Origin of the sequence: Streptomyces sp. BA2 (assembly GCF_009769735.1) — a bacterium.
In the GTDB taxonomy this organism is placed as follows: domain Bacteria; phylum Actinomycetota; class Actinomycetes; order Streptomycetales; family Streptomycetaceae; genus Streptomyces.
The window spans coordinates 5,731,290-5,745,488 of sequence record NZ_WSRO01000002.1 but is presented as its reverse complement, the minus strand read 5'-3'; the positions used below and the strand labels follow the sequence as shown (position 1 = coordinate 5,745,488).

Below are 14,199 nucleotides of genomic sequence, written 5' to 3'. Positions count from 1 at the left end.
GTCCCTCCCCAGGGCGCCGACGGCCTCCGGAACCTATCCCACCTGGTCGGCCAGCTTCACGAATTCCTCCCAGGGCATGGCCGGTTTCCGAGCGTCCCACAGCTTCTGGACCGTCGCCCGCAGCGGCATCCGGATGCCCTGCGCCACCTGCTCCTGCGTCTGCGAGCCGGCCAGGTCGCACCAGACGGCGAAGGAACCGCCGAGGATCTGGTCGTCGTAACGGGCGTCCACCGGCTTCGTCCCGCGGATCACCAGCGGGGTCCACTGCTCGTAGATCCGCTGCCCGGTGGGGTAGCGGAAGGCGTTGGGCTGGCCGAGGACGTAGTAGAGGTACTCGTCGTTGTAGTTGATGACGTTCCGGCCGTCCTTCAGGTACTCGGCCGGCTCCCTCGCTCCGATCTCCTTGCCCGTCCAGTACGCGACGTCGATATCGTCGTCGGCCTTCTCGACCCCGCCGCGGAAGAACCCGTCGTTCCAGGCCCTCAGTCCGCGCTCGTAGGGGCGCATGGTCTCGGCACGGTCGTTGAGCCAGCCGGTCGCGAGATCCTGGACGCGGGCGTCGGGCCCGTACTTCTCGCGGGCCGCGGACGCCAGTTGCGGGTAGCTGGCCTCGGGGTTGCCGACCGTGAGGGCCTGGTACTCGTCGGCGCCGAGATGCCAGTAGCGCCCCGGGAAGAGGTCCGCGTACTCCTCCAGGAGATCGTCGACGATCTCCGCGGCCAGCGGTTTGGAGATGTCGACGGCGCCGCGCGCGGCGACGCCACGGGTGTCGCGGAGCTGGAGCGAGGGGTGCGCGGCGATGACCGCGCCGAGGTGGCCCGGTGAGTCGATCTCGGGCACGACGGTGATGTGACGACTGGCCGCGAGCTTGAGGATGCGGCGGACCTGCGCCTTGGTGAGGTGGTCGCGCGAGACGATCTCGGGGTGCGATTCCGACTCGATGCGGAAGGCCTGGTCGTCGGAGAAGTGCAGGCCGAGCTGGTTGTACTTGAGGTCGCCGAGCTCCCGGATACGGTCCTCGATCCACTTCGCGTCGAAGTGCTTGCGCGCGATGTCGATCATGAAGCCGCGCTGTGGCTTGGCGGGGCGGTCGCGCACGACGCCTTCGGGCGCGGCCCGGCCGTCGCGCACCTCCTGCTTCAGGGTGCGCGTCCCGTAGAAGACGCCCACGTCCTCGGGGGCGGTGATCTTCACCCGCTGCCCCTTCACGGAGAGGGTGTACGACTCGTCGCGCTCCTCGGAGTTGTCTTCGGTGAGCGCGAGCTCCACGTCGCCCTTGCGGGGGCCTGCGTCACCGGCGTACTTGAGCTTCAGCTCACCGGCGAGCAGCTTGCCCTCGTCCGCGAGCTCGTCGTCACCGACGACCACGCGCCCGCCGCCCTGCGGCTTCCACCCCGGCCCGCGCGCCGCGCTGTGCTCGCGTACGGCGGGGATGGTGGCCGGAGCCTCGGAGAGGGGGTACGACTTCGTGGGCGAGGGGGTCGGGGCCGCGGCAGACTTGTTGTCGGAGGGCGGCGACGCACTGGCCGGGGGCGCCCCGTCCCCAGCGTCGGGCCACACGGCAACGGTCAGGGCGACAGCTCCGGCGGCAACGGCAGCGGCGGCTGCGGCGAGGGCTGCGCGGCGAGGAATCATCCGATACCGCCCCCTACGGGGCAATATGCTGCGGGGCATACGGGTGGGTGGGAGGGAGAGATCCGCCGCGAAGCGGCGGCACAGCAAACCCCCCACCGAGAGGCACGGGCAGCGGCAGTCATCCGCCCACGGTAAAGCGGGCCCCGGGGCCACCTCGTCCACCACGCGAAGCGAAACTCTCCCATCCGAGTGATATTTCACGTATCCGTCCGACACACTTCACCACCCCTCGCTAGCGTTACGACAAAACCCCCACAGCCCCCAGTCGATGCCCCCTGCCCAGGAGCCCCCGCTGTCCCCGCACCGTTCACCGAGTCCCCCGGCGGAGCCGACACGCGCCCCGGAGCAACTGAACACCGCAGAGCCCGGCGTCGCCGAAGCCGCGCTGCTCACCTGCTGCGGCAGCCACCTCTGGGCCCGGCGCCTCGTCGCCCACCGGCCGTACCCCGACCTGGAGGCCCTGCTCGCCGCGTCCGACGAAGCGGCGTACGACCTGCCGCCCGCGGACCTCGCCGAGGCCCTGGCCTGCGAACCTCTGTGGCCGGCCGTCCCCCGGCAGGGGACCTACACCGCCGCCCACACAGCCCTGCGGGCCGCGCACGCCGCGTACGAGAGCCGGTTCGGTCACGTCTTCGTGATCTGCCTGGACGACGTCCCGCCGACCCAGGCCCTCGACCATCTGCTCGCCGGAATCCGCGCCCGCCTCGCCAACGACCCGGAGGAGGAGCGGGTCCTGGCGGCCGAGGAGATGCGGAAACTCGCCCGCGGGCGACTCACCCGGCTCGTGCACGACCTGAATAGCCCGTACGTGCCTGTTTGATTGCCTGTTTGATCACACCTGGCTACCCCGCGCGAGCGAACCGACAACTCGTCGATACGATGACGAGCGGCCGGTGGACCGTACCCGGCCGGGCCCGTCCGACCACCCAAGCCGGCTGGCCCCAATCCCCGCTCCCGGAGGGTTCTGCCGTGCCGGCTGGAACGCTGTACCGCGGCCGGGAAGGAATGTGGTCCTGGGTGGCTCACCGAGTCACCGGCGTCCTCATCTTCTTCTTCCTGTTCGTGCATGTGCTGGACACCGCTCTCGTCCGCGTCTCCCCGGAGGCGTACGACGATGTCGTCAGCACCTACAAGACACCCCTCGTCGCACTCCTTGAGTACGGCCTGGTCGCCGCCATCCTCTTCCACGCGCTGAACGGCCTGCGTGTCATCGCCGTCGACTTCTGGTCGAAGGGCCCGCGCTTCCAGAAGCAGATGCTCTGGACCGTCATGGGTATCTGGATCGTCCTGATGGTGGGGGCGCTCTACCCGGTCCTCGGCCACGCCGTCCGCGAAGTCTTCGGGAGCTGACGCCAGACATGTCCGACACCACGCTCGAGAAGTCCTCAGTGTCCGGAGTGGGTCCCGTCGAAGGCGCCTCGCTCTACGACGCCGACAACCCGGCCCCCCTCATCGAGGCGCCGCGCAAGCGCACCTCCAAGACCCCGCGCTCGACCCGCGGCAACTTCGAGATGGCCGCATGGCTCTTCATGCGCCTGTCCGGCGTCGTCCTTGTCGTCCTGGTCCTCGGCCACCTGCTGATCCAGCTGGTGCTCGACGGCGGCGTGAGCAAGATCGGCTTCGCTTTCGTCGCCGGTCGCTGGGCCTCGCCGTTCTGGCAGGTCTGGGACCTGCTGATGCTGTGGCTCGCGATGCTGCACGGGGCCAACGGCCTGCGCACGGTCATCAACGACTACGCGGAGCGCGCCAACACGCGCCTGTGGCTCAAGGGCCTGCTGTACACCGCCACGGTGTTCACCATCCTTCTGGGCACGCTGGTGATCTTCACCTTCGACCCGAACATCCGCTAAAGCCGAGGCGAACCCAGTGAAGATTCACAAGTACGACACTGTCATCGTCGGCGCCGGCGGCGCGGGCATGCGCGCGGCCATCGAGGCGACGAAGCGCAGCCGCACCGCGGTCCTGACGAAGCTCTACCCGACCCGCTCCCACACGGGCGCGGCGCAGGGCGGCATGGCCGCCGCGCTCGCCAACGTGGAGGAGGACAACTGGGAGTGGCACACCTTCGACACCGTCAAGGGCGGTGACTACCTGGTCGACCAGGACGCCGCCGAGATCCTGGCGAAGGAAGCCATCGACGCGGTCCTCGACCTGGAGAAGATGGGCCTGCCGTTCAACCGCACCCCGGACGGCACCATCGACCAGCGCCGCTTCGGCGGCCACTCCCGCAACCACGGTGAGGCCCCGGTCCGCCGGTCCTGCTACGCCGCGGACCGCACGGGCCACATGATCCTCCAGACCCTCTACCAGAACTGCGTCAAGGAGGGTGTGGAGTTCTTCAACGAGTTCTACGTCCTCGACCAGCTCATCGTCGAGATCGACGGGGTCAAGAAGAGCGCGGGCGTAGTCGCCTACGAGCTGGCGACCGGCGAGATCCACATCTTCCAGGCGAAGGCCGTGGTCTACGCGTCGGGCGGCACCGGCAAGTTCTTCAAGGTGACGTCGAACGCGCACACGCTGACGGGTGACGGCCAGGCGGCCTGCTACCGCCGCGGCCTGCCGCTGGAGGACATGGAGTTCTTCCAGTTCCACCCGACCGGCATCTGGCGCATGGGCATCCTTCTTACGGAAGGCGCCCGTGGTGAGGGCGGCATTCTCCGTAACAAGGACGGCGAGCGCTTCATGGAGAAGTACGCGCCGGTGATGAAGGACTTGGCGTCCCGAGACGTGGTCTCGCGCTCCATCTACACGGAGATCCGAGAGGGCCGCGGCTGCGGCCCCGAGGGCGACCACGTGTACCTGGACCTGACGCACCTCCCGCCGGAGCAGCTGGACGCGAAGCTTCCCGACATCACGGAGTTCGCGCGCACCTACCTCGGCATCGAGCCCTACACGGACCCGATCCCGATCCAGCCGACCGCGCACTACGCCATGGGCGGCATCCCGACGAACGTGGAGGGTGAGGTCCTGGCGGACAACACCACGGTCGTCCCGGGTCTGTACGCGGCGGGCGAGGTGGCCTGCGTGTCGGTGCACGGCGCCAACCGCCTCGGCACGAACTCGCTCCTGGACATCAACGTCTTCGGCAAGCGCGCGGGCATCGCCGCCGCGGAGTACTCGGCGAAGAACGACTTCGTGGAGCTCCCGGAGAACCCCGAGGAGCTGGTCGCCGCCCAGGTGGAGCGCCTGCGCGACGCCACGGGCACCGAGCGGGTCGCCGAGCTCCGCAAGGAGCTGCAGGAGACCATGGACGCCAACGTCATGGTGTTCCGCACGGAGCAGACGATCAAGACGGCGGTGGAGAAGATCGCGGAGCTCCGCGAGCGCTACCTCAACGTCTCGATCCAGGACAAGGGCAAGCGTTTCAACACCGACCTCCTGGAGGCCATCGAGCTGGGCAACCTGCTCGACCTGGCCGAGGTCATGGCGCAGTCGGCCCTGGCCCGCAAGGAGTCGCGCGGCGGTCACTACCGCGAGGACTTCCCCAACCGCGACGACGTCAACTTCATGCGCCACACCATGGCGTACCGCGAGGTCGGCGACGACGGTGCCGAGTCGATCCGCCTCGACTACAAGCCTGTCGTCCAGACCCGCTACCAGCCGATGGAGCGTAAGTACTGATGGCAACCCCGACCCTCGACAAGGAAGACGCCAAGCCCGAGGCCGGCTTCGCCGACTCCCCGTACATCACGGTCACCTTCCGCATCCGCCGCTTCAACCCGGAGATCTCGGCGGACGCGACCTGGGAAGACTTCCAGCTGGAGATCGACCCCAAGGAGCGTGTCCTCGACGCCCTCCACAAGATCAAGTGGGACATGGACGGGTCGCTGACCTTCCGTCGCTCCTGCGCCCACGGCATCTGCGGCTCCGACGCGATGCGCATCAACGGCCGCAACCGCCTGGCCTGCAAGACCCTGATCAAGGACATCAACCCGTCCAAGCCGATCACGGTCGAGGCCATCAAGGGTCTGACGGTCCTGAAGGACCTGGTCGTCGACATGGACCCGTTCTTCCAGGCGTACCGCGACGTCATGCCGTTCCTGGTCACGACCGGCAACGAACCGACGCGCGAACGCCTCCAGTCGGCAGAGGACCGCGAGCGCTTCGACGACACGACGAAGTGCATCCTCTGCGCGGCCTGCACCTCATCGTGCCCGGTCTTCTGGAACGACGGCCAGTACTTCGGCCCGGCAGCGATCGTGAACGCGCACCGCTTCATCTTCGACAGCCGTGACGAGGCGGGCGAGCAGCGCCTGGAGATCCTGAACGACAAGGACGGCGTGTGGCGTTGCCGCACGACGTTCAACTGCACGGACGCGTGCCCGCGTGGCATCGAGGTCACGAAGGCGATCCAGGAAGTGAAGCGGGCGCTGATCACGCGTCGCTTCTGATTTCCTTCTTGGTCCGTACGTTTTCCGTACGTTGACGTGGGCCCCGCTCCTTTCGAGGAGCGGGGCCCATGTGCGTCCGGCACGCGGGCCAGTTGCCCCTACCCGCAGACGGAAACCCGTTTGGTATCCCCACGAGCCCCAGAGATAGCGTTAGTTCGCTTGCGTTACCCCCCACCTCGAACGGGAGTCCAGAGTGAACCGCCCCATCCGTCTCGTGTCGACCGCGCTAGCCGCATCAGCGGCACTGATCCTGACCGCATGCGGTTCGGGCGGCAGCGACGACGACGCTTCCGACAACATCAAGGGAGCGGGTGACGGGGACAAGAAGGCCTCGGCCTCCGCCGACGCACCGTCACCAGCAGACAGGGCCAAGCGGCCGGAGATCAAGCTGCCCAAGTCCCTGCAGGTCGACTTCGCAAGCTGGACGAACAGCGATCCGAAGCTGCAGGCCATCATGGATGACGGCAAGGAGCGCCTCCTCGCGTCCTACGCCGCGATCATCAACCAAGACCCGCAGGACGACGCCTTCACCTTCTACAACACCAGTGACGCCCTTCGTACCGGAAAGACGTGGATCAAGGGCTTCACGGACGAGAACCTGACCCTGATCGGCAAGGCCCGCGTCTTCCAGCCGCAGCCCCGCATCAGCCCGGACGGTTCCGGAACGCTGTTCTACTGCGTGGACGAAGGCAAGGGGTCCACCAAGGACACGAAGACCGGCAAGGTCACCGCCACTCCCGCCGACGATGCCTTGGTGCTGTACCGGACCAAGCTGCGCAAGACCGACGACGGCGTCTGGAAGACGACGATGGTCCAGACGGAGAACGGGGCCTGCAAGTGATAAAGCCCTCCCGCTCCACGGCGCTGGCTACGGCGGCCCTGTCAATCACGCTGCTGACCCCGTCGATCGCCTTCGCCTGGGGAGAAGGCCCCGGAGAGAACGCCAATCCGCCCGGCGACCACGCCGAAGGCTCCGCCAGCGGCTCGGAGTTGGGCGCAGCGGTCTCCCGCTCCCGCATCGTGGTCAAGCAGACCGGCGGCGGCACGGCCAAGCCTTCCTCCGGCGCGCTCGCCGCCATCGACCCGAACTGGAAGCCCCCGGCCTGCTGGTACGAACCGCTCGCGACTCCTCAGCAGCTCAAGGGCGCGACGGAGAAGATGAAGAAGGGCGACCTCTTCTCCGTCAACTTCGGTCGCCGCTGGGGCAAGAGCCTGCTCGTTGACGCCTTCGACAAGGGCGAGCCGACCTTCACCGACACACCGACCAAGAACTACAACGTCGGCAAGAAGGGGATGTTCTGGCGAGCGGTGGCCCGCGAGGACCGCGCGGATGATCCCGAGATCCTGGACTGCTCGGAGAACCTGTTCTGGCAGGACGCCGGCACCCTGCCGGACGACCCGAACGCCCCCACGCCGGAGACCCTCGCCGAGTACGCCTACAACAAGATCCGCGTCCCGGAGACCGAGATCGAGCTGAAGCCGCAGGCCAAGTCGACGGTGAACATGCCCACTTGGGCGTGGCTGGACAAGGCCGTCTTCAAGGACGTCACCGTGCGCGCCGACCTGCCGAACACGCCGCTGTACGCGGTGACAACGGCGAAGCCGGTGGCCCTGCACCTGGAACCCGGCACCCCGGACGCCAAGACTTTCCCCGCCTCGGGCGACTGCCCGGTCAACGAGGACGGCTCCATCGGGGCGCCTTACACCAAGGGCTCCTCCAAACAGGATCCTCCGTGCGGCATTGCCTACCTCCGCGCCACGAACGGCAAGCCGTACCAGCTGAAGGCCTCCGTCACCTGGGAGATCTCCTGGCAGGGCACAGGCGGCGCCAAGGGCGACCTGCCGGACGGAAAGTTCGAGACGACCCAGGACATGAACGTCCAGGAAATCCAGTCCATTAACCGCTAGACGACGACAAGAGCGGGACGGGGGTTGCGGGATGGCGGGGAATCGTCCGGCGGATTGGCATGTCCTGGACTTGGACAAGGATCCGACGCCGGGTGATCCGGACCGGGTGCGGAACCTGGCGAAGAATCTGCACGACTTCGCCGACGACGTGTCGAAGGTCCTCCGCGATATCAAGGGGATGGCGGGCGAGGAGGCGATCCTCACCTGGGCGGGTAAGACGGCCGAGTCGTTCACGTCGGAGTTCGAGGACGCGCCGGGCAAGCTGAAGAAGCTCAAGAAGAGCTACGAGATGGCCGGCGACGCCCTGTCGACGTACTGGCCGGAGCTGGAGCGAGCCCAGGCCCTCGCCGACAAGGCCCTGGTCAAGGGCCGTGAAGCGCAAGGGGACTTGAGCAGCGCCCAGACCCGCCTGACCTCAGCCGACTCCTGGGTGGACAAGGCGGGCAAGGAAGCCGACAAGTACAAGGACGACAAGGACTCCGGCAAGGACGTCCCCAAGCCCGACCCGGACAAGGTCAAGGCCGCCACCCGCAACGCCACCGCCGCCGAAAAGGCCCAGACGACCGCCAAGTCGGACGTCTCCGCCGCGAAGAGCAACCTCGACGCCGCGAAGAAGATGGCGGAAGACGCCCGCAAGATGCGCGAGAACGCGGCCGGGACTGCGAAGAAGAAACTCGAAGAGGCCTCCGACGCCGGTATTCAGAACCGCAAGTGGTGGGAGGAAGTCGGCGACTGGGTCACCGACAACTGGGACACCATCGTCGCCGTCTGCAAGGTCGTCGTCGCCGTCCTCGGCGTCATCGCCATGATCATCGGCGGCCCGATCCTCGGCGCGATCGTCCTCATCGCCGCCCTCGTCGTACTCGCCGACACTCTCCATAAATACGCCAACGGAGAAGCAGGCCTACTCGACGTCGCCTTCGCCGCCCTGGACTGCATCCCCGGCATGAAGGGCCTCACCAGCCTCCGCGGCCTCGCCAAGGGCATGAAGGGCCTCAAGGCCGGGCTCAAGGGCATGGCCAAGGGACTGGGCAAAGGCGGGCTGCGCAAGGGCGCCGATGACGCGGCAGCCAAGAGCAAGCAGGCTGCTGGACGCGCCAAGAAGGGCGACCCGATCGACATGGTCTCCGGCGAGATGCTCATGGAGGAGACCGATGTCGATCTCCCCGGGTTGCTTCCGCTGGTCCTGAGGCGTACGCATCTCTCGACGTATCGTTGGGGCCGCTGTTTCGGCCCGTCCTGGGCGTCCACGCTCGACGAGCGTCTCGAACTGGACAACAACGGGGCTGCCTTCGCCACCGAGGACGGCATGATCCTCCTCTACCCGGTGCCTGAGCGCGGTAGCTCAGTCATGCCGCTGGAGGGCCCGCGCTGGCCGCTGGACTGGGACGGCGCACCCGGTACTCCCCTTCGTATCACCGACCCGGCCACAGGCGTCACTCGTCACTTCGCCCCGGGCGCCCCCGCCCCCACCGATGAGGCGTTCACACTCCACCTGGCAGCCATCACCGACCGCAACGGCCTGCGCGTCGACTTCGACCGTGACGAGCATGGCGCCCCTACAGCCGTGCGCGACTCCAGCGGTCGTCACCTTCACGTGGACACAGACGGCGTCCGTGTCACCCGACTCCGCCTGAGCAATCCAGAGGACGGCCAGGAGGGAACGACCCTGCGGCGCTATGGCTACAGCGCCGGCGGCAACCTCACCGAGATCTACAATTCGAGCGGCCAGCCCCTTACTCTCACTTACGACAGCCGCTCCCGCATCACCTCCTGGACCGACCGCAACGGCAGTTGGTACCGCTTCACTTACGACGACCAAGACCGGTGCATACAAGGTCAAGGCATCGATGGGTACTTGTCCTGCACCATCGCCTACGACACCGAAAACCGCGAGACGCGGTACACGGACGCGTTGGGTCACACCACCACCTACCGACACAATGACCTCTATCAACTCGTCGCCGAGACCGACCCGCTGGGCCACACCACGTCTTCCGAGTGGGACAGGTACAACCGCCTGCTCTCCCGCACCGACCCGCTCGGCCAGACGACCCGCTATGTCTACGACGAGAACGGCTTCCCTACGTCCGTCATCCGGCCGGACGGCAATCGGGAGACTGCGGAGAACGGTGCGTACGGTCAGCCAGTAGCCGTGACACAGGCTGACGGTCACGTCTGGCACATGGAGTACGACGCGCGTGGCAACCTGACCGCCGAGACCGACCCGACCGGCGCCTCAGTCTCCTACGAGTACAACGACACGGGCTCGCTCACCGCGATCACGGATGCCGCAGGGCGAACGGCATTCCTTGCACCCGACATGACAGGCCAGGCCCTCGCCACCACCGACGCAGAGGGCTCCACAACCCGGTACGAGCGTGACGCGTTCGGGAGGCTCGTTACGCAGACCAACCCCGACGGGTCCGTCACGCGGTTCAACTGGACGCCGGAGGGTCATCTCAGCCAGCTCACTCTGCCTGATGGGGCCACTGAGAAACGGGTCTACGACGGTGAGGGCAACCTTGTCGAGCACACGAACACGACTGGCCAAGTAACACGCTTCGAGTACAACGGGTTCGACCTGCCATCGGCCAGAATCGACCCGGACGGCTCACGCCTGGAGTTCGCCTACGACGGCGAGCTGCGCGTCACGTCGGTCACCAACCAGCTCGGCGCCACGTGGTGCTACTTCTACGATGCGGTGGGCCGCCTGGTTCGTGAGCAGGACTTCGTCGGCCGCACGCAAACCTACCGGTTCGACGCGGCCGGCCGTCTCGTCGGGCGGACCAACGGTGCGGGCGAGTCGACCGAGTACGTGCGCGACTGGCTCGGCAAGGTTGTGGAACAGCGGACCCCAGAAGGGCTGACGACCTACACGTACGACCCCATAGGCAACGTCCTTCGTGTGGTGAACGGTCACGCCGACCTGACCTACGAACGGGACCCCCGCGGCCGGGTCCTCGCCGAAACGTGCAACGGCTCCACGGTCCGCTCGGCCTACGACGTACTGGGCAGGCGCACCCGCCGCGTGACTCCCTCGGGGGCGGAAAGTGTCTGGGAGTACGACGGCCGAGACCGACCGGCACTGCTGCGGACGGCGGGCCGAACCGTGACGTTCGGCTACGACACGTCTGGGCGGGAGGTCGAGCGCCGGGCCGGGGCCACCGTGCTCAGCCAGGCATGGGACGCAGACGGCAAGCTCAGCTCGCAGACTCTGACGGCGACCGGTGGGCCGTCCGGCTCGCTCGAACCGCGGCGCGTCCAGCACCGTGCGTACCGCTACCGCCCGGACGGGACGGTCGCCGCCATCAGCGATCTGCTGGGCGGCGAACGAGAGGTCGATGTCGACGGCACAGGCCGGGTCACCGGGGTGCGAGCGGCGACGTGGTCAGAACGCTACGCGTACGACGCGGCGGGCAACCTCACCCAAGGCGAGTGGCAGGAGGAGCCCTTCTGGCCCGGTGCCGGGCAGTTGGATCGGCCGACCGGCGACCGGGCATCCCGAGGCTCCGGAGACATCCGCTACGAGTATGACGCCCAGGGCAGGGTGGTCCAGCGCCGGAAGAAGCGGCTGTCGAAGAAGGCAGACGTCTGGCACTACACCTGGGACAGCCAGGACCACCTGGTCGGGGTGATCACTCCGGACGGCACCAAGTGGACCTACGAGTACGACCCGTTCGGGCGTCGCATCGCCAAACGGCGGTACGCCCCCGACGGCGCGACCGTGGTGGAAGAGGTGGTCTTCGCCTGGGACAGCTTCGTCCTCGCGGAGCAGGTCAAGAAGTCGGGGGACAAGGCCCCCACATGCACGGTGTGGGACTGGGAACGGGACAGGTTCAGCCCTGTCACACAGATCGACAAGGTTGCTGCTCCCGCGGACCTCCCACAGGAGTGGGTGGACGATCAGTTCTACTCGATCGTGACGGACCTGGTCGGGACACCCACCGAACTGATCGACGAAGACGGTGGGTTGGCATGGCGGGCGCAGACAACGGTATGGGGCGCGCCCCTCAGCGCCTCCGATCCCGACGGCGTGCACTGCCCGTTGCGCTTCCCGGGCCAGTACCACGACCCCGAGACCGCACTCAACTACAACTATCACCGCCACTACGACCCGGAGACGGGCCAATACGCGTCCCTGGACCCGCTCGGCCTTGGCCCCGGCCCCAACCCGCGGGCTTACGTGCCGAACCCGTTCACGGCCGTGGACCCGTTCGGGCTTTCACCTGCCTGTCCACAGGCGGCCAGGGACGCCGCGGAGAGGCGTGCGGACGTTGAGCAGTCGAGGCCGGGCGCAAGCAAGAAGACCAGACCGACGAGTACGGCGGGACTCTCGGTGCCGGGGCATCAGGGGACATTCGATGGGGCGAGCATCAAGGGAGGCGGGAGTCATAACCTGCATCCAGAAGTTCAGGCTGCCTACGACAACGTGTCGGCAGAGGCCAGAGCCAAGGTGGGCGGTGCGCATTCGAAGTGTGGTGAGGCCGAAGCGCTGTCGAACGCCCTACACGCAGGCGTCGATCCACGAGGTGGTGTGTCGGCCGCGGTCAATGTACGCGCGCCGGGCAACCCCGCTCACAACGAAATCAAACCCCCCTGTGACTCATGTGCGGAAGTTCTAGAAATGTTCAATATCACGGCGGTGACATAGAGATGAGCAGTCAAATCCAGCCCCGTTGGTCGGCGCTGACCGACAGTGTGTTGCGGAAGGACAAATGGCTCCCCGGCCGCTCGGTGCCCACCGATACGTGGGAACACATCCTGCGTGAGCACGGCGGTTTCGAAATGCATGACGCGGCGCGGCAGTTCCTCACCGAGTTCGGTGGGTTGGTGAACGACGGGTGGCCATCAGGTCCGGTCACTGCCCGGACGCCGTTCCGCCTGGATCCTCTGACCGCCGAGTGGGACCACGGCACCTTTGCCCAGCTCAGTGCAAGGGCGGGGACCTATCTGTATCCCGTCGGCCAGGCCAACCGCCGCACCAGCTATCTGGGCATGGACCCGAATGGTGCGATCTACATTGGCAAGGACAGCATCCATCTGGTGGCCGACACCGCGGACGAGGCGCTGGAGAAGCTCGTCGAGACACGGTGCACCGACATCCCTCTGCCGCTCACGCCAACGGATCCCGTGCCTGCTCGCTCCCCCGAAAGCCACCAGGAGCCGGATGCCGACGCGCGGCAACGGTGGTCGCCACAGGCCGCCCGCGTGCTGTGCGAAGCCGGCTGGCGCAGCGGCCGTTCGGTGCCCACCGCGACGTGGGAGTACATCCTGCGGGAGGAAGGCGGCTTTGAGATCCATGAGGCTGCGCGGCTGTTCCTCGCCGAGTTCGGCGGATTGGCGGTCGACCGGGAGTCGGACCGGACCACAGGCTGGAGGGACTTCCGACTGAACCCTCTCCTGGCCAGGTGGGATCTTGAGATCTTCGAAGAGCTCAGCGAGGAGGCCGGAACCTACCTCTACCCTCTCGGCATGGCCGACCGCCGCAATTTCTACCTTGGCATGGCCGAGGACGGCACGGTCTATGTGGGGATGGACTACCTCAACCTGCTGGCGGACACCGGTGACAAGGCGCTGGAGAAGCTCATCGAAGGGTGAACGGGCAGAGCCTCGGCGATCCACCGAGACGGAACGGACCCCGAGAACGTGGCACGTGCGGGGGGGGCTCGACACGACCCGGCCCGAACGGATCTGCCTCGGCCGTTCGGGCGGCGATCGGTCCGAGCGCCCCGCCGACCATCCACGGTGCAGCCGAATTGCCGCCTTTCGACCTACTCTGACGAAATGTCAGACAACCAGTCGGTCGGCCTGTCAGCTGACCAGCCTTCGGTGGACGAGAACTCGTCCGAACTGCTCGGCTTCGACAACGTCGTGTTCCCCATCGGCGACCTCGGCGAAGCCGTCGACTTCTACGAGCGCGCCGGGTTCCCCGTGACCCACCGGATCGACGAGATCGGGCTCGCGATCCTGAAGGTGGGCAAGGAGACGCCCGGGATCCTGCTGCGGGTGGAGGAGGGGGTCGAGCATCGGCCTACCGCCTGGGCCACTCCCCGGGTGTGGCTGGAGGTGCGTGACGCGCGGGCCACCGGGCGGGCCCTCGCTGCCGCCGGGGTCGAGGCGCTCGCGCCTCCCTTCTCCGTGGCCACCGGGTGGACCGTGGAGGTCGCCGATCCGTGGGGGAACGTCGTGGGGTTCACCGACTACCGCAAGCGGCCTGAGCTGGCGCGGAGTTAGCGAGTCGGCGAGTTAGCGAGTGGGGTCG

At 67.3% G+C, this 14,199-nt stretch carries 11 protein-coding genes; 10 read left to right on the top strand and 1 reads right to left on the bottom strand.

What is annotated here, in order from left to right:
* Nucleotides 1–33 precede the first annotated feature (33 nt).
* Nucleotides 34–1,635 carry a beta-N-acetylhexosaminidase gene (locus E5671_RS28770; RefSeq protein ID WP_160506798.1) on the bottom strand — a complete coding sequence of 534 codons (1,602 nt, stop codon included), beginning with the start codon at nt 1,633–1,635 and terminating at the stop codon, nt 34–36.
* Between the two features lie 268 nt (nt 1,636–1,903).
* Here E5671_RS28770 and E5671_RS28765 point away from each other — a divergent pair, with 268 nt between their 5' ends.
* From E5671_RS28765 to E5671_RS28720, 10 genes are all read left to right on the top strand, one after another.
* Nucleotides 1,904–2,455, top strand: a complete 552-nt coding sequence (locus E5671_RS28765) for a 2-oxo-4-hydroxy-4-carboxy-5-ureidoimidazoline decarboxylase (RefSeq protein ID WP_160506797.1) — start codon at nt 1,904–1,906, stop codon at nt 2,453–2,455.
* Nucleotides 2,456–2,604: 149 nt separating this feature from the next.
* Complete coding sequence (gene sdhC, locus E5671_RS28760; RefSeq protein WP_160506796.1) at nt 2,605–2,985, top strand: succinate dehydrogenase, cytochrome b556 subunit; 381 nt, start codon at nt 2,605–2,607, stop codon at nt 2,983–2,985.
* An 8-nt stretch (nt 2,986–2,993) separates the two neighbouring features.
* Nucleotides 2,994–3,485 (top strand): succinate dehydrogenase hydrophobic membrane anchor subunit, encoded by a 492-nt coding sequence (locus E5671_RS28755; protein ID WP_160506795.1) that lies wholly within the window; start codon nt 2,994–2,996, stop codon nt 3,483–3,485.
* Nucleotides 3,486–3,501: 16 nt separating this feature from the next.
* Complete coding sequence (sdhA, locus tag E5671_RS28750; protein ID WP_160506794.1) at nt 3,502–5,256, top strand: succinate dehydrogenase flavoprotein subunit; 1,755 nt, start codon at nt 3,502–3,504, stop codon at nt 5,254–5,256.
* A complete protein-coding gene (locus E5671_RS28745) occupies nt 5,256–6,026 on the top strand; it encodes a succinate dehydrogenase iron-sulfur subunit (RefSeq protein ID WP_160506793.1) in 771 nt (256 codons plus the stop codon). The genes sdhA and E5671_RS28745 overlap by 1 nt, the downstream gene beginning before the upstream one ends.
* 193 nt (nt 6,027–6,219) lie before the next feature.
* Nucleotides 6,220–6,867: a hypothetical protein gene (locus tag E5671_RS28740; RefSeq protein WP_160506792.1), complete on the top strand. Its 648-nt coding sequence runs from the start codon at nt 6,220–6,222 to the stop codon at nt 6,865–6,867.
* Nucleotides 6,867–7,934, top strand: coding sequence for a hypothetical protein (locus tag E5671_RS28735; protein WP_160510468.1), 1,068 nt, complete (start codon nt 6,867–6,869; stop codon nt 7,932–7,934). The genes E5671_RS28740 and E5671_RS28735 overlap by 1 nt, the downstream gene beginning before the upstream one ends.
* A gap of 70 nt (nt 7,935–8,004) precedes the next feature.
* Entirely contained in the window at nt 8,005–12,588 is a 4,584-nt protein-coding gene (locus E5671_RS28730; protein ID WP_160506791.1) for a DUF6531 domain-containing protein, read from the top strand.
* A 2-nt stretch (nt 12,589–12,590) separates the two neighbouring features.
* The gene (locus E5671_RS28725; protein ID WP_160506790.1) at nt 12,591–13,535 is read left to right on the top strand and encodes an SUKH-3 domain-containing protein; all 945 of its coding nucleotides are present in this window, start codon (nt 12,591–12,593) and stop codon (nt 13,533–13,535) included.
* Nucleotides 13,536–13,721: 186 nt separating this feature from the next.
* Nucleotides 13,722–14,171 (top strand): VOC family protein, encoded by a 450-nt coding sequence (locus E5671_RS28720; protein WP_160506789.1) that lies wholly within the window; start codon nt 13,722–13,724, stop codon nt 14,169–14,171.
* Nucleotides 14,172–14,199 lie beyond the last annotated feature (28 nt).

Bases quoted from the DNA above. Each gene is read 5' to 3' on its own strand.
- E5671_RS28770 (WP_160506798.1), bottom strand. From the start codon at position 1,635: ATGATTCCTCGCCGCGCAGCCCTCGCCGCAGCCGCCGCTGCCGTTGCC.
- E5671_RS28765 (WP_160506797.1), top strand. From the start codon at position 1,904: ATGCCCCCTGCCCAGGAGCCCCCGCTGTCCCCGCACCGTTCACCGAGT.
- E5671_RS28755 (WP_160506795.1), top strand. From the start codon at position 2,994: ATGTCCGACACCACGCTCGAGAAGTCCTCAGTGTCCGGAGTGGGTCCC.
- E5671_RS28745 (WP_160506793.1), top strand. From the start codon at position 5,256: ATGGCAACCCCGACCCTCGACAAGGAAGACGCCAAGCCCGAGGCCGGC.
- E5671_RS28725 (WP_160506790.1), top strand. From the start codon at position 12,591: ATGAGCAGTCAAATCCAGCCCCGTTGGTCGGCGCTGACCGACAGTGTG.
- E5671_RS28720 (WP_160506789.1), top strand. From the start codon at position 13,722: ATGTCAGACAACCAGTCGGTCGGCCTGTCAGCTGACCAGCCTTCGGTG.